This is a genomic window from Lentzea kristufekii, from assembly GCF_033949925.1.
GTDB classification, from domain to species: domain Bacteria; phylum Actinomycetota; class Actinomycetes; order Mycobacteriales; family Pseudonocardiaceae; genus Lentzea; species Lentzea kristufekii.
In genome coordinates this window covers 127,540-145,099 of record NZ_JAXAVV010000006.1, presented here as the reverse complement: position 1 = coordinate 145,099, position 17,560 = coordinate 127,540, and the positions used below count along the sequence as shown (strand labels likewise).

General features: G+C 71.6%; 3 protein-coding genes and 1 pseudogene. All 4 read left to right on the top strand.

Features of this window, described 5'->3' with window-relative positions:
- Window positions 1-20 precede the first annotated feature (20 nt).
- Window positions 21-14,306 (top strand): annotated as a pseudogene (locus SK571_RS14475) (amino acid adenylation domain-containing protein); the annotation flags it as partial.
- Window positions 14,306-14,518, top strand: a complete 213-nt coding sequence (locus tag SK571_RS14470; protein WP_319984567.1) for an MbtH family protein — start codon at window positions 14,306-14,308, stop codon at window positions 14,516-14,518. The pseudogene SK571_RS14475 and the gene SK571_RS14470, both read left to right, overlap by 1 nt.
- Window positions 14,515-15,939 (top strand): MFS transporter, encoded by a 1,425-nt coding sequence (locus SK571_RS14465; protein WP_319984566.1) that lies wholly within the window; start codon window positions 14,515-14,517, stop codon window positions 15,937-15,939. The genes SK571_RS14470 and SK571_RS14465 overlap by 4 nt, the downstream gene beginning before the upstream one ends.
- Window positions 15,940-17,547, top strand: coding sequence for a peptide ABC transporter substrate-binding protein (locus SK571_RS14460; RefSeq protein ID WP_319984565.1), 1,608 nt, complete (start codon window positions 15,940-15,942; stop codon window positions 17,545-17,547).
- Window positions 17,548-17,560: the final 13 nt, after the last annotated feature.

Here is a 17,560-nt window from a genome sequence, read left to right as displayed (position 1 = left end):
TCGTGGGCGCGAAGCGTGACCTTGTTGCGCTGCTTGACTTGAGCGAACTGTCCACTCCGGACTCGACGGCCGTGGTGTTCGAGGGCGCAGAGGTCACCTACGGCGCGCTGCACGCGGCGGCCAACCGATTGGCCCGGTTCCTGCTCGAACAGGGCGCGGGTCCGGACCAGGTCGTCGCGGTGGCGCTGCCCCGTTCGGTCGAACTCGTGGTCGCACTGCTGGCCGTGGTGAAGACGGGAGCGGCGTACCTGCCGGTGGACCCCGAGTACCCGGCCGACCGGATCGCCTTCATGGTCGAGGACGCGCGGCCCGTGCAGGTTTTGTCGCACAGCACCGTGCCGGTGAGCGGACTGGTGCTGGACGACTTCGCCACGACCGCGATGCTGTCCGGCTACTCGCCGGCGCCGGTCCTCGACGCCGACCGGGTCCGGCCTATCGACCCGCGGGACCCCGCGTACGTGATCTACACGTCCGGTTCGACGGGACGGCCCAAGGGCGTGGTGGTGCCACACCACGCGATCGTGAACCGGTTGCTGTGGTCGCAGGCCCACTACGGGCTGGACGCGAGTGAGCGGGTGTTGCAGAAGACGCCGTCGAGCTTCGACGTGTCGGTGCCGGAGTTCTTCGGCCCGTTGATCGTCGGCGCGACGCTCGTGCTGGCTCGTCCTGGTGGCCACCGCGATCCGGCCTACCTGGCCGCGTTGATCCAGGAGCAGGGCGTCACCGAGGTCAACTTCGTGCCGTCGATGCTGCGGGCGTTCCTGGAGGAGCCCACCGCGGCCGGGTGCACCGGGTTGCGGCGGGTGCTGGCGGCCGGTGAAGCGCTGACCGGCGACCTGGTCGAGCAGTTCCAGTCCACTTTGGACGTCCCGCTGCACAACCTGTACGGGCCGACCGAGGCGGCGGTCGAAGTCAGCTACTTCGAGGTGCCACCGGGTTTCTCCGACAGCGCCGTGCCGATCGGTCACGCGGTGTGGAACACGCGGCTGCGCGTGCTGGACGCCGAGCTCAACCCGGCGGAGGCCGGCGAGCTCTACCTCGCGGGCGACCAGCTGGCCCGCGGTTACCTGAACCGGCCGGGGCTGACCGCCGAGCGGTTCGTCGCCGACCCGCACGGCGCGCCGGGTGCCCGCCTGTACCGCACCGGCGACCTGGCCAGGGTGCGCGAGGACGGCGCCGTGGTCTACCTCGGCCGCACCGACACGCAGGTCAAGGTGCGCGGCTTCCGGATCGAGCTCGGCGAGGTCGAGACGAGCCTGGAACGCCACCCCGCGGTGCGGCAGGCCGCCGTGCTGGTCCGCGACGAACGCCTGGTCGGCTACCTCGTCGGGGACGTGGACCTCGACGAGCTGCGGGCGCACCTCGCGGTGACGCTGCCCGAGTACATGGTGCCGGCGTTGTTCGTGACGCTGGACGAGTTCCCGTTGTCCCCGGCCGGGAAGCTGGACCGGGCCGCGTTGCCGGAGCCGGACCTCGGCGTGCTGGTCACGGGCTCCGCGGCGAGCACGCCGGCCGAGGAAGCGCTGCTCGCCCCCTTCGCCGCGATCCTCGGTCTGCCGGCGGCCGGCACCGAGGACGACTTCTTCGCGCTGGGCGGCGACAGCATCGGCGCCATCCGGCTGGTCAGCCGGGCGCGGCAGGCCGGGTTCCGGCTCACTCCGGAGCTGGTCTTCACGCACCGCACGGTCCGGGCTCTCGCGGCGGTCGCCACCCCGGTGGTCGAGCAGGCCCTGCCGGACGCCGGTGTCTCGCTGGCGCCGCTGGCCGAGGGCCTGTTGTTCCACGCGCTGCACGACGACGTCGACGTGTACGTCTCGCAGCTCACCGTCGAGCTCGACGGCACGATCGACGCCGACCGCCTGCGCGAGTCCGCCCGCTGGCTGGTGCGACGGCATCCGAACCTGCGGTGGGGCTTCCGGCACGACGGCCGGTTCGCACCGGCCGAGGTGGACGTGCCGTGGCGGGTGGCCGAGGGCGACCTCGACGAACTGCGGGCCGAGGAACGGCGCCCGTTCGACATGGCCGCCCCGCCCTTGCTGCGGTTCCTGTTGCACGGCACCAAGCTGGTCCTCACCTGCCACCACATCCTGCTCGACGGCTGGTCCACGCCGGTGCTGCTGGACGAGCTGCTCGCGCACTACGCGGGCGAGGAGCTCGCCGATCCGCCGCCTTACCAGGACTACCTGAACTGGCTCGGCGCCCAGGACCGCGCCGCGGCGGAACGGGTCTGGCTCGACGTGCTCGACGGTGTCGACGAGCCGACGCTGGTCGGTGGCACCGAGGTGCGGGACGAACGCGTCGTCGAGCTGTCCGAGGAGCTCACCACCCTGCTGACCCGGCGCGCACTCGACGGCGGCTACACGCTGAACACCGTGGTGCAGGCGGCCTGGGCCCTCGTGCTCAGCGGGATCACCGGTCGCCACGACGTCGTGTTCGGCACCACCGTGTCCGGACGCCCGGCCGACCTGCCCGGCGTCGAGACGATGGTCGGCCTGTTCATCAACACCGTCCCGGTGCGCGCCACGCTCCGGCCCGGCATGACCGTCGCCGAGCTGTGCGCGGACCTGCACCGGCAGCAGCTGAGAACGAGCGAGAACGCCATCCTCGGGCTGGCCGACCTGCACCGGCTCACCGGCACCACCGAACTCTTCGACACGCTCACCGTCTTCGAGAACTACCCGGACGACGTGCGGCCGCACGGCGACCTCACGATCACCGGCACCGAGATGCGCTATCCCGTGCACTACCCGCTGGGCCTGATCGCGGTGCCGGGAGAGCAGCTCACGTTGCGGATCAGCCACCGCACGCCGCTGGCAGGACAGGTGGAGGACCGGCTGCTGCGGGTGCTGGCCGCGTTCGCCGACCCGGACCAGCCGGTCCACCACGTCGACCAGCTCGACCCGGCCGACCGGGCCCGCGTTCTGACGCGGTGGAACGACACCGCGGCCGAGGTTCCCGACGTCACCCTGACCGCGCTGCTCGCCGAGCAGACCGCCCGGACGCCCGGCGCGACCGCCGTCGTGTTCGAAGGCGCCTCGCTGACCTACGCGGAACTGGACACGTGGGCCAACCGGCTCGCGCACCACCTGCTGGCGCACGGCGCCGGCCCCGAGCGGTTCGTCGCCGTGCTGCTGCCCCGCTCGCTGGAGCTGGTGGTCGCGCTGGTCGCGGTGCTCAAGGCCGGGGCGGCGTACCTGCCGATCGACCACGACCACCCGAGCGACCGGATCGATCTCATGCTCTCGGACGCCGGTGCGGTGCTGGCGTTGCACGAACTTCCGGACGTGTCCGGGCAATCCGCGCAGGCACCCGCGCTCACCGCGAGTCCGGACAACGCCGCGTACGTGATCTACACGTCCGGTTCGACCGGGCGGCCGAAGGGCGTGGTGGTGTCCCATCGCGCGATCGTGAACCGGTTGCTGTGGTCGCAGGACCACTACGGTCTTGATGCCAGTGAGCGGGTGTTGCAGAAGACGCCGTCGAGCTTCGACGTGTCGGTGCCGGAGTTCTTCGGCCCGTTGATCGTCGGCGCGACCGTCGTGCTCGCTCGTCCGGGCGGCCACCGGGACCCGGCCTACCTCGCCGAGCTGATCCGGTCGGAACGGATCACCGAGGTCAACTTCGTTCCGTCGATGCTGCGGGCGTTCCTGGTGGAGCCCGCCGCCGCCGAGTGCACGGGCCTGCGCCGGGTGCTGGCGGCCGGTGAGGCGTTGCCCGGTGACCTCGCCGAGCAGTTCCAGTCCACAGTGGACGTGCCGCTGCACAACCTGTACGGGCCGACCGAGGCAGCGGTCGAGGTGAGCTACTTCGAGGTGCCACCGGGTTTCTCCGACAGCGCCGTCCCGATCGGCCGGCCGGTCCGCAACACCCGGCTCCACGTGCTCGACCGGGACCTCAACCCGGTACCGCCCGGTGTCGCCGGCGAGCTGTACCTCGCCGGTGTCCAGCTGGCCCGCGGCTACCTCGGCCGGCCCGCGCTGACCGCGGAACGGTTCGTCGCCAACCCGTTCGGCCCGGGCCGGATCTACCGCTCCGGTGACCTGGCACGGTGGAACGAGGACGGCACCATCACCTACCTCGGCCGCACCGACACCCAGGTCAAGGTGCGCGGTTTCCGGATCGAGCTGGGCGAGGTCGAGGCCCGGCTGGCCCAGCACCCGGCGGTGCGCCAGGCACTGGTCGTGGTCCTGGACGATCGCCTGATCGGGTACGTCGCCGGAGAGGCCGGCAGCGCCGATCTGCGGGCGCACCTCGCCGAGACGTTGCCCGAGTACATGGTGCCGGCCGCGTTCGTCGTGCTGCCCGCGTTCCCGTTGACCCCCAGCGGAAAGGTCGACCGCAAGGCGCTGCCCGCCCCCGAGGCCGTGGTCACCGAGAGCCGTGCGGCCCGCACACCGGTCGAGGAGTTGCTGGTCGGCCTGTTCGCGGACGTCCTGAACGTGCCGGAAGTCGGTGTGCAGGACCGGTTCTTCGACCTCGGCGGGCACTCGCTGCTCGCCATGAGGCTGATCGGCAGGCTGCGCACGGTCTTCGGCGTGGAGGTCGGCATCCGCAGCCTCTTCGACGCGCCGACGCCCGCCGCCCTCGCGGAACGGATCGCCACCGCCGGTGGTGCCCGGCAACGGGTGACGGTCGCCGAACGGCCCGAACACCTGCCGGTCTCCTACACCCAGCAGCGGTTGTGGTTCCTGGACCGGCTGGAGGGCCCGAGCGGCACCTACAACCTGCCGTTGGTGCTGCGGCTGTCCGGTGAGCTGGACGTGCCCGCGCTGCGGGCCGCGCTGAACGACCTGACGGACCGGCACGAGTCGCTGCGCACCGTCCTGGTCGAACGAGACGGCCTGCCGCACCAGGTGGTGCTGCCGTCGGCCGACGTGCCGCTGCACCTCGGTCCGCCGGACGCGCGCCGCGGCTTCGACCTGACCACCGAACCGCCGATCCGGGCACATCTGCATCGCCTGTCCGAGCGCGAGCACGTGCTGATGATCGTCCTGCACCACATCGCGGCCGACGGGTGGTCACTGGCGCCCCTTGGCCGTGACCTGTCCGCCGCCTACGCCGCACGGCTCACCGGCACCGCGCCGGACTGGGCGCCGCTGCCGGTGCAGTACGCTGACTACACGCTGTGGCAACGGGAGGTGCTCGGCACCGAGTCCGACCCGGCAAGTCCGATCGCCGCGCAGGTGGAGCACTGGCGGCAGGCGCTGGCCGGGCTGCCGGAGGAACTCGCGCTGCCGACCGACCGGCCGCGCCCCGCCGCGGCCAGCTACGTCGGCGGAGTGGTCGAGTTCTCCCTCGACGCGGCGCTGCACGAGCGGGTGCGCGACCTCGCCCGCCGCCACCAGGTCAGCGTCTTCATGGTGCTGCAGGCGGCGTTCGCCGCGACCTTCACGAGGCTCGGCGCGGGCACCGACATCCCGATCGGCACGCCGGTCGCGGGGCGCACCGACGACGCGCTCGACGACCTGGTCGGCTGCTTCCTCAACACGCTGGTGCTGCGCACGGACACCTCGGGCGACCCGACGTTCGCCGACCTGCTCGCACGGGTGCGGCAGACCAACCTCACCGCCTACGCCAACGCGGACGTGCCGTTCGAGCGGCTGGTCGAGCTGCTGAACCCGACCCGGTCGCTGGCGCGGCACCCGTTGTTCCAGACGATGCTGGTGCTGCAGAACACGCCACCGGTCGAGTTCGACCTGCCGGGGCTGGAGGTGCGCCGCGAGGCCGACGAGCTGGGCGTCGCGAAGTTCGACCTGCTCTGCTACCTCAGCGAGAACGCCGCCGGCATCGACGGACGGCTCGAGTACGCCGCGGACCTGTTCGACCACGGCACCGCCTCGCGGCTGGCCGCCAGGGTGGTCCGGCTGCTGACCGAGGCCGCCGCCGATCCCGACCGTCCTGTCGGAACGCTCGACGTGCTGGATCCGGCCGAACGCGATCTGGTGCTGAGGCAGTGGAACGACACCGCCCGCGAGGTGCCTGCCCGCTCGGTGGTCGAGCTGTTCGAGGACCAGGTCGCGCGGACCCCGGACGTGGTCGCGGTGTTCTGCGACGACGTGCTCCTGACCTACGACGAGCTGAACGCCCGCGCCAACCGCCTCGCGCACCACCTGATCGGTCTCGGCGCCGGGCCGGAACGCTACGTCGCGCTGGCGATGCCGCGGTCGGCGGATCTCGTCGTCGCGCTGCTCGGCGTGCTGAAGTCCGGTGCGGCCTACCTGCCGCTCGACCCGGACTACCCGGCCGAGCGGGTCGACCACATGCTCGCCGACGCCGAGCCGCTGCTGACGTTGCGCTCTTTGCCGCCGCTGTCCGATGTGGACACCAATCCCGAGGTCGTGGTCGCGGAGGACAGTCCCGCGTACGTGATCTACACGTCCGGCTCGACCGGCAAGCCCAAGGGCGTGGTCATCCCGAGGGCGACGCTGCTCAACTTCCTCGCGTCGATGGCCGAGACCGTGCCGCTCGCCGCGCACGACCGGTGGATCGCCGTCACCACGATCGCGTTCGACATCGCCGCGCTGGAGATGTTCCTGCCGTTGCTCAGCGGTGCCGCGGTCGTCGTGGCGGAGAAGGAGACGGTCACCGACCCGGCCGCGCTCGTGCGGCTGATCGCGCGCACCGGCGGCACCGTTCTGCAGGCCACTCCGTCGCTGTGGCAGGCGCTGATCGCCGCGGAACCCGAGGGGGTGCGCGGCCTGCGGATGCTGGTCGGTGGTGAGGCGCTGCCGCCCGCGCTCGCGGACTCGATGCGGGCGCTGGCATCAGGTGTGACGAACATGTACGGGCCGACCGAGACCACGATCTGGTCCACCACGCACCCACTCGCGGGCCGGCCGGGTGCGCCCGCCATCGGCAGGCCGATCTGGAACACCGATGTCCACGTGCTCGACGCCGGGCTGCGGCCCGTGCCGCCCGGTGTGCCGGGTGAGCTGTACATCGCCGGACTCGGGCTGGCCAGGGGATACCACCGCAGGCCGTCGCTCACCGCCGAGAGGTTCGTCGCCGACCCGTTCGGGCCGGGCCGGATGTACCGCACCGGTGACCTCGCGCGCTGGGGCGCCGACGGCGAGCTCGAGTACCTGGGCAGGGTCGACTTCCAGGTCAAGGTGCGCGGTCACCGCATCGAGCTGGGCGAGATCGAGGCCGTCCTCACCGCGCATCCGGCCGTGCGCCAGGCCGTGGTCGTCGTCAGGGACAACGGCCTGGTCGGCTACGTGACCGGTGACGCGGCAGGGCTGCGGGAGCACGCCGCCGCGTCGCTGCCCGAGTACATGGTGCCGTCGGCGATCGTGGTGCTGGACGCGCTGCCGTTGACCCCCAACGGGAAGCTCGACCGCAAGGCGCTGCCGGAGCCGGACTGGACCGCGCAGGCACGGGTCGTGCGGACCGCGCGCAACCCCGTCGAGGAACTGCTCTGCTCGCTGTTCGCCGAGGTGCTCGGTGTGCCCGCGGTCGGTGTCGACGAGGACTTCTTCCGGCTCGGCGGCCACTCGCTGGCCGCGATCCGGCTGATCAGCCGTGCCCGCGCGGTGTTCGGCGCGGAGCTCAGGATCCGGCACCTGTTCGAGTCGCCGACCGTCGCCGGACTCGCCGCGTTGCTCGGCAGCGCGGACGCGGCGCGACCTCCGCTGGTCGCGAGGCCCCGGCCGGACGAGATCCCGCTCTCGTACGCGCAGCGGCGGATGTGGCTGCTCAACCGGATCGAGGAAGCCAAGGGGATCTACAACATCCCGCTCACGCTGGTGCTGACCGGCCCGCTCGACCGGACTGCGCTGACCGCCGCGCTGGGTGACCTGGTGGACCGGCACGAGGTGCTGCGGACCGTCTTCCCCGAGGGCGACACCGGCCCGCGCCAGCAGATCCTGCCGTCGTGGACGCCGGAGCTGCTGGGCCCGGGCAGTCACGAGGAGGACTTCGACCTCACGACCGAGCCGCCGTTGCGGTGCCGGCTGGTCGAACTCGGTCCGGACGAGCACGAACTGCTGTTGCTGCACCACCACATCGCGGGTGACGGCCGGTCGACGGCGCCGATGGTCCGCGACCTCGTGCAGGCCTACGAGGCACGGCTCGCCGGGCGTGCACCGGACTGGACGCCGCTGCCCGTGCAGTACGCGGACTACGCCGTGTGGCAACGGGAGGTGCTCGGGTCCGAGTCGGACCCGAAGTCGCTGTTCCGCCAGCAGCTGGACTTCTGGTCCGGTGCACTGGCCGGGTTGCCGGAGGAACTGCCGCTGCCGGTCGACCGGCCTCGCCCGGTCGTGTCGGAGTTCCGCGGCGGTCGCGTCGACCTGACGATCGAACCCGGGCTGTACCGCCGGATCCGGGCGCTGGCCGACGAGCACGGCGTGACCGTGTTCATGGTGTTGCAGGCCGCGATCGCGACTCTGCTGACCAGGCTCGGCGCCGGCACCGACATCCCGATCGGCAGCCCGGTCGCGGCCCGGTCGGACGAGGTGCTCGACGACGTCGTCGGGTTCTTCGTGAACACCGTGGTGCTGCGGACCGACACCTCCGGCGACCCGACGTTCGCCGAGCTGCTGGCCAAGGTCAGGGAGACGGGTCTGGCCGCGTACGCGCATCCCGACCTGCCGTTCGAACGGCTGGTGGAACAGCTGCAGCCGGCCAGGTCGCTGTCGCGGCACCCGTTGTTCCAGGTGCTGCTCGCGTTCCAGGACACGCTGGCGCAGGAGATCACGTTCGGTGCGGCCACCGGCCGGGTCGAGGTGCGCGACACCGACGTCGCCAAGTTCGACCTCGCGTTCGACCTGGTGGAGGAGCCTGACGGCATCACCGGCGGACTGGAGTACAGCGCGGAGCTGTTCGACCGGTCCACCGCGGAGCGGATCGCCTCCTGGCTGCACGGCGTGCTCGTGTCCGCGGTGCGGGACCCCGGCGTCCGGATCGGCGCGCTCGACTACCTGCCGGCCGCCGAGACAGCACAGCTCGTCACCGGGTTCAACGCCACGGCGCGTGATCTTCGCCGGGCTCCGCTGCCGGTGCTGGTGCGCGAGCAGGTGGCCAGGACGCCGGACGCCGTCGCGGTGGTGTTCGGCGACACGGAGCTGACCTACGCCGAGCTGGACGCCCGCGCGAACCGGTTGGCGCATCGGCTGATCGAGGCCGGAGCGGGACCGGAGCGGCGGGTGGCGCTGTCCCTGCCGCGCTCGGCGGACCTGGTCGTCGCGTGGCTCGCGATCCTCAAGACCGGTGCCGCCTACGTGCCGATCGACGCGGACTACCCGGCGGAGCGCATCGCGTTCATGATCGAGGACGCCAAGCCGGTCATCACAGTTACTTCAGTGGAAGCTGAAGACAAGCCTGACACCGACCCCGGTGTCGAAGTGCCGCTGACGAGCGCCGCATACGTGATCTACACCTCCGGCTCGACCGGCACGCCGAAGGGCGTCGTGGTGACGCACTCCGGCATCGCCGGGGTGGCCGGGGTGCACGTCGACCGGCTCGGCCTCGGGCCGGGCGCGCGGTTCCTGCTGGCGGTGTCGATCAGCTTCGACGTCTCGCTCGCGGACATCGCGATGGTGCTGACCTCCGGCGCCACCCTGGTGGTGCCGCCACCGGAGGTGAAGCTCGCGGGTGACGAGCTCGCGGACCTGATCGACACGTACTCGATCACGCACACCGACCTGGTCGCCGCGATGCTCGCGTCCATGCCGGAGCGGGACTTCCCGACGCTGCGCGGGTTCGTGGTCGGCGGCGAGGCCTGCACGGCCGACCTGGTGGAACGCTTCTCGCCGGGCCGCACGATGATGCAGGTCTACGGGCCGACGGAGTCGACCGTGGTCGCGGTGATGAGCGACCCGTTGTCCGGCGACGAGACCCCGCCGATGGGTCGCCCGGTGTGGAACACCAGGACGCTCGTGCTGGACGCCTGCCTGCGGCCGGTTCCCGTCGGCGTGCCGGGGGAGCTGTACCTGTCCGGTGACGGGCTCGCCCGCGGGTACCTGGACCGGCCGGCGCTGACGGCGGAACGGTTCGTCGCCAGCCCGTTCGGCGGGCGCATGTACCGCACCGGCGACCTGGTGCGGTGGCGCGCGGACGGCAACCTGGAGTTCCTCGGCCGTGCGGACCAGCAGGTCAAGATCCGCGGGTTCCGGGTGGAGCTCGGCGAGATCGAGGCCGTGCTGCTCGCCCAGCCCGCCGTGACCGGGTCCGCGGTGATCGTCCGCGAGGACACGCCCGGTGTCCGGGTGCTGGTGGGCTACGTGACCGGTGCGGCCGACCCGGCGGCGCTGCGCGGCGAGCTGGCCCGCACGCTGCCGGACTACCTGGTGCCGGCCGCGATCGTGCCGCTTCCCGTGCTGCCGTTGACGCCCAACGGGAAGCTCGACCGGGCCGCGCTGCCCGCGCCGTCGTTCCGCGGCACCTCCGGACGTGGGCCGCGCACACCGCAGGAAGAGATCCTGGCCGGACTCTTCGCCGCCACGCTCGGGCTCGACAGCATCGGCGTGGACGACAACTTCTTCGACCTCGGCGGGCATTCACTGCTCGCGACCCGGCTGGTGAACCGGGTCCGCACGGCGCTGCGCGTCGAGCTGCCGGTGCGCGCGGTGTTCGAGCACCCCACGGTGGCCGGGCTCGCCGGGCGCGTCCGGACCGCGGGCCGGTCCGCGCACCCGCTCGTGCCGATGCCGCGCCCGGAGCGGATTCCGCTGTCGTTCGCCCAGCACCGGCTGTGGATCCTCAACCAGATGCTCGACGCCGACGCGGCCTACAACGTGGCGGTCGCGTGGCGGCTTGCCGGCGCTGTGGACCAGGCCGCGCTCGTCGAGGCGTTCGATGACGTGGTGGCCCGGCACGAGTCGTTGCGGACGGTGTTCCCGCAGACCGGCGAGGGGCCGGTCCAGGTCGTGCTGCCCGCCGGCGCGCGGTTGTCCGTTGTGGACGGACCGCCCGACCTGGCCGCCGCGGCGCGCAGTTTCGACCTGACGACGGACCTGCCGGTGCGGGCAATCCTGTTCACCGGTGCCGAGCAGGTGCTGTTGATCGCGCTGCACCACATCGCGTTCGACGGCGCGTCGATGGCCCCGCTGATCCGCGACCTCGAACTGGCCTACCGGGCGAGGGCGGAGGGCAGGGCGCCCGAGTTCACCCCGTTGCCGGTGCAGTACGTGGACTACACGTTGTGGCAGCGTGAGACGTCCGATGTGGACGGACAGCTCGGCTGCTGGCGGGACGCGCTGGCCGGGCTGCCCGACGAGCTGGAGCTGCCGTTCGACCGCCCGCGGCCCGCGGTGCCGAGCGGGCGGGGCGACCTCGTGTCGACCTTGCTGGACGCCTCGTTGCGCGACCGGTTGAAGACGTTGGCACGCCAGCACGACACGACGTTGTTCATGGTGCTGCACGCGGCACTGGCGACGGTGCTCACGAAGTTCGGCGCCGGCACGGACGTGCCGATCGGCAGCCCGGTCGCCGCCCGCACCGACGCCGCGCTGGACGACGTGGTCGGGTTCTTCGTGAACACGCTCGTGCTGCGGGCGGACACCTCCGGCGACCCGACCTTCACCGGCCTGCTCGCCAGGATCCGCGAGACCGACCTGGCCGCGTACGCCCACGCCGACGTGCCGTTCGAGCGGCTGGTGGAGGAGCTGAAGCCCGTGCGGACCGCCTCCCGGCCGCCGCTGTTCCAGGTCGTCCTGGCACTGCAGGACGGTGCCGCACCGGCGCTGGACCTGCCGGACGTGCAGGCGGAGCCGGTGGAGCCCGGCGTGCACCCGTCGCGGTTCGACCTCGAGCTCAGCTTCGCCGAGCAGCCCGACGGCCTGCTCGCGGAGGTCACGTTCAGCACCGACCTCTTCGACCGGCCGACCGTGCTGCGGCTGACCGGGGCACTGCAGCGCCTGCTGGAGACCGTCGCGGACGCGCCGGAGCAGCGGATCTCGTCGCTCGACCTGCTCTCGGCGGAGGACCGCACGCGGCTTCTGGTGGAGTGGAACGGCACGGCGGTGGACGGGCCCGCACGGGTGCTGCCGAAGCTGATCGAGGAGCAGGTGCGCCGGGCACCGGACGCGGTCGCGGTGGTCTTCGAGGACACCTCGGTGACCTACGCGGAGCTCAACGAGCGGGCGAACCGGTTGGCGCACCAGCTGATCGGCCAGGGCGCGGGGCCGGAACGCCTGGTGGCCCTGCGGTTGCCGCGGTCGGTGGACCTGATCGTGGCGTGGCTCGCGGTCCTCAAGACCGGTGCCGCCTACCTGCCGATCGACCCCGGTTACCCGGCCGGGCGGATCGAGTCGATGCTCGCCGACGCGCGGCCCGCGATCGTGCTGAGCACCGCGGCCGTCGACGGCGACCAGCCGGGCACGGACCCGGAGGTGCGGATCGACCCGGCGAACACCGCCTACGTCATCTACACCTCGGGGTCGACCGGCACCCCCAAGGGCGTGCAGGTCACGCACGCCGGGATCGTCACGATGGCGCTGACGCACGTCGCCCGGCTGGCGATGGGCCCGGACAGCCGGTTCCTGCTCGCCGTGTCGATCAGCTTCGACGTGTCGCTCGCCGACATCGCGCTGACGCTGCTGGCCGGTGCCGCGCTGGTCGTGCCGGGTCCCGACCGCCAGCCGGCGGGGGACGACCTCGCGAACCTGGTCGAGGAGAACGCCGTCACGCACACCGACCTCGTGGCGTCGATGCTCGCGTCGGTGCCGCCGGGCCGGGAACTGCCGAGCCTGCGGGGGTTCGTGGTCGGCGGCGAGCCTTGCGGCGCGGACCTCGTCGCCCGCTGGTCACCCGGCCGCACGATGATGCAGGTCTACGGGCTCACCGAGACCACGGTCGTGTCGGCGATGAGCGACCCTCTCGCCGGTACCGACCACCCGCCGATGGGCAGGCCGATGCCCGGCACCCGCGTGTACGTGCTGGACGACGCGCTGCGGCCGGTGCCGGTCGGCGTTCCGGGCGAGCTGTACATCGCGGGTGACGGCGTCGCGCGCGGCTATCTCAACCGGCCGGGTCTCACCGCGTCGCGGTTCGTCGCGAGCCCGTTCGGCAGTGATGTTTCTTCTGGGGCACGCATGTACCGCACCGGTGACGTGGTGCGCTGGCGTCCGGACGGCAACCTGGAGTTCGTCGGCCGGTCGGACCAGCAGGTGAAGGTCCGCGGGTTCCGGATCGAGCCGGGCGAGGTCGAGGCCGTGCTGCTGGCCCAGCCCGGCGTCGCCCAGGCCGCCGTGCTCGCCGTCTCCGATCGTCTCGTGGCGTACGTGGTGTCCACGGAGGAGGTGTCGCGGGAGGCGCTGGCGCGGACGTTGCCGTCGCACATGGTGCCGTTCGTCGTGCCGGTCCCCGCTCTGCCGCTGACCCCGAACGGCAAGCTCGACCGGAAGGCGTTGCCCGCACCGGACTTCACCGCCGGCGTGCGGCGAGAGCCGCGCAACCCGGCCGAGCAGATCCTGGCCGAGCTCTTCGCCGAGGAGCTGGACCTGCCCGCGGTCGGCATCGACGACGGGTTCTTCGACCTCGGCGGGCACTCCATCCTGGCGGCCAGGCTGCTCGGCCGGATCCAGAGCGCCTTCGGTGTGCGGCTGGGCATCCGGACGTTGTTCGAGGAGCCCACCGTCGCCGGGCTGGCGCACCGGCTCGGCCACGACGACGAGCGCGACTCGTTCGACGTGCTGCTGCCGCTGCGGGCGGACGGCGCCGGGACACCGCTGTTCTGCGTGCACCCGGCGGCCGGTATCGGCTGGGTCTACTCAGGACTGCTGCGCGGCGTGGACCGGCCGGTCTACGCGTTGCAGGCCAGGAGTCTCACGACCGCGGCCCAGGCGCCGGGGTCGGTCGCCGAGATGGCGGCGGACTACGTCGCCCGCATCCGGGAGGTGCAGCCGGAAGGCCCGTACGACCTGCTCGGCTGGTCGTTCGGCGGCGTGGTCGCCCACGAGATGGCGGTGCTGCTGCAGGAGCACGGCGCGGAGGTGGCGCTGCTGACGTTGCTCGACGCCTACCCGGTGCGCGCGGACGATCCGGGGCCGGACGCGATGCTCGCGTCACTCGGCCACGGAGACCGGGGCGAGCTCACCGGGTTCACCCCGGAGCAGGTCGACGCGATGGCCGCGACGTTCGCCACGAACGCCCGGCTGATGAACGCCGCCACTCCGCGGGTGTTCCGCGGCGACGTCCTTTTCTTCGCCGCCACCGGAAGCCCGTCACCCGGCCTGTGGGCGCCGCACGTGACCGGCCTGATCGACGTGCATTCTCTCGACTGCGCCCATGGCGCCATGACCCAGCCCGAACCCATCGCCGAGATCGCCCAGGTCCTCGGCGCCAGAACCGCACGGAGAGTGTGATGAGCAACCCGTTCGAGAACGCCGACGGCACCTACCTCGTGCTGATCAACGACGAGGGCCAGTACTCGCTGTGGCCCGAGCACATCGCCGTGCCGGAGGGGTGGACGGTGACCTTCGGTCCGGACAGCCGGTCCGCGTGCGTCGACCACGTCGACGAGAACTGGGTGGACATGCGGCCGCGGAGCCTGGTCGAGCAGATGGGGCAGCAGTGAGCCGCAACCCGTGGCTGGTGCTCGTGGCCCTGGTCCTAGGCCAGGTGATGACGCTGCTGGACACCACCGTCGTCAACGTCGCCATCCCCACCCTCGCGCGTGATCTGGACGCCTCGCTCGACTCGGTGCTGTGGGTGATCAACTCCTACGTGCTCGCGTTCGCGGTCCTGCTGATCACCGGTGGCCGGCTCGGGGACCTGTTCGGGCAGCGCCGGATGTTCGTGTCCGGCGTCAGCCTCTTCACCGCCGCGTCCCTGGTCTGCGGCCTCGCGCAGACAGCGGACCAGCTGATCTGGGCACGGGTGGTGCAGGGCGTCGGTGCGGCGCTGCTCGTGCCGCAGACGTTGTCGTTGCTCACCAGGGTGTTCCCGGAGGAGAAGCGCGGCGCGGCGTTCGGCGTCTGGGGCGCGGTCGGCGGTCTTGGTGCCGCGATCGGGCCGACCGTGGGCGGCCTGCTGGTCGACTCGCTGGGCTGGCGGTGGATCTTCTTCCTCAACATCCCGCTCGGTGTCGCCGCGGCCGTGCTCGGGGCGGCCTGGTTGCCCGGCCACGACGGCGGCCGGCGGCGCAGGCTCGACCTGCTCGGCACCGTGCTGGTCACCACCGGCCTGTTCCTGCTGACCTACGGGCTGATCGAGGGGGAGCGGCACGCGTGGGGCGGGCTGATCCCGGTCGCGCTGCTCGGCGGCGTGCTCGTGCTGGTCCTGTTCGTGCTAGTCGAACGCGGGCGGCAGGACCGGGAACCGTTGCTGCCCTTCGTGATCCTGCGCAACCGGAACTTCGCGCTGATGGCGGTGGTCGTCGCCGCACTGCCGCTGGGGCTCGGCGCGATGCTGTTCCTCACGTTGCTGCACCTGCAGTCGGTGGCGGGGATGAGCGCGCGGGACGCCGGGCTCACCGTGGCGCTGGCCCCGCTTCTCTCCGCGGTCGTCGCGCCGAAGTCGGGCAGCGCGATCGACCGGTACGGCGGCAAACCCGTGCTGCTGGCCGGACTCGCGTTGTTCGCCGCCGGGATCGCCGGGATCGCGTTCGCGGTGCGGGCCGACGGCGTGTGGTGGCACCTGGTGCCCGGACTGGTCCTGCTGGGACTGGGCATGGGGGTCGGCGGCTCGCCCGCGGCGATCATCGCGATGCGGGACATCGCCCAGGACGTGGCCGGTGCGGCGTCCGGGTTGTTCAACACCACGAGGTTGTGCGGCAGCCTGCTCGGCAGCGCGGCCGTGGGGGCGGTGCTGCAGGCGCGGTTGTCGGTGGAGGGGCTCGACGCCGGGCTGTTGCAGGACGTGGTGCCGCAGGAGTTCCGCGAAGGTTTCGCCGACGCGTTGCGGTTCTCCTACTTGCTTCCCGTCGCGGCTCTCGCGGCGGGGGTGCTGCTCACCCTCGGTGTGCGGCGCGTGGCGGTTGGAGTCAAGGGGGAGTGAATGAGGGGCAGGGGGAAACTGCTGGCGCTGGCCGGTGCGCTGCTGGTCGCGTCCGCGGTCGTCACGCCGTCCGCGGCGGTGGCGGAGCAACGACACGGGGGAATCCAGAACACCCGGATCCGAATGTTCAACACGGAGCCGTTCCGGCCTCTGCTACCGGGTGACACCAACGAGTGGGGAGGCGGCCGGCTGATCAGCATGATGTTCACCGGCCTGGTCGGCTACCGGCTGGAGGACGCCGAGCCGTACAACGCGATGGCGAAGTCGATCACCACGACCGACTCGAGGGTGTTCCGCGTCAAGATCCACCGCGGGTGGCGGTTCCACGACGGTTCCGAGGTCAAGGCGCGCAACTTCGTCGACGCCTGGAACCACGTGGCGTACGGGCCGAACAAGCTGCGCAACAACACGTTCATGGACAAGATCGAGGGGTACCGGGACCTCAACCCGGCGACCGGGCAACCGGTCTCGAAGAGGATGTCCGGGCTCCGGGTCGTGAACGACCACGAGTTCCAGGTGACGCTCTCCGCGCCGCTGTCGATCTTCCCGACGATGGTGGGCTACTGGGCGTTCTACCCGCTGCCGGACTCGTTCTTCCGCGACCCGGCCGCGTGGATGAAGAAGCCGGTCGGCAACGGGCCGTACAGGCTCAAGGAGGCGGTGCCCAACGGGCACCAGCTGCTGACCGCGAACCGCGACTACAAGGGTGCGGAGAAGCCGCGGGTCAAGGAACTGCTCTACACGGTGTACCCGGACACCTCCAAGGCCTACGACGCGCTCGTGCGCGGCGAGATGGACTTCATGGAGGCCATGCCGTACGAGAAGATCACCAGCGGTCAGTACAAGAAGGACCTTCCCGGCAGGTACACCGACCGCAACTTCCTGCTGATGCAGAACCTGGCGTTCCCGAGCTACCTGCCCGGTTACGACAACCCGGACCTGCGCAAGGCCGTGTCGATGGCGATCGACCGGACCCAGCTGATCAAGCTCGTCGGCGGCGGGCAGAAGCCGGCCGACGGGTTCACCATCCCAGGCCTGGAGGGCTACCAGCCGGGGCAGTGCGGTGAGCTGTGCACCTACAACCCGGTGAAGGCGCGGGAACTCCTCGCCAAGTCCGGTTTCCAGGGACCGCTGCAGCTGCACACCAACATCGAGTCCGGTGCGCGCACGTGGATGGGACCGGTGTGCCAGAGCATCACGGCCACGCTCGGCATCGCCTGCGAGACCAGGGAGACGATGTCGTTCCGCGAGTTCCGGCAGGCGGTCGTGGGCCGGACGATCACCGGCGCGTACCGCTCGGACTGGCGAGCCGACTACCCGTCGATCGAGAACTTCCTGTCCCCGCTGTACCGGACAGGTGCGTCCTCGAACGACTACGGCTACTCGAACCCGGCGTTCGACGCCGCGATGGACCGCGCGGACCGCGCACCGACCAAGGAGGCGGCGCTGGAGCTGTACCGGGAGGCGGAACGCCTGCTGGTGCAGGACATGCCGGTCGTGCCGCTGTGGCAGGAGTGGTCGGCGGTCGGCTGGTCGGACCGCCTGCGCAACGTGAAGGTCAGCATCCTGACCGACCTGGACGTGTTCCAGGTGAAGGTCGTCTGTTAACGAGGCCGCGGGC

Coding starts and splice junctions, on each gene's coding strand:
- SK571_RS14470 (WP_319984567.1), top strand. CDS start 14,306: ATGAGCAACCCGTTCGAGAACGCCGACGGCACCTACCTCGTGCTGATC.
- SK571_RS14460 (WP_319984565.1), top strand. CDS start 15,940: ATGAGGGGCAGGGGGAAACTGCTGGCGCTGGCCGGTGCGCTGCTGGTC.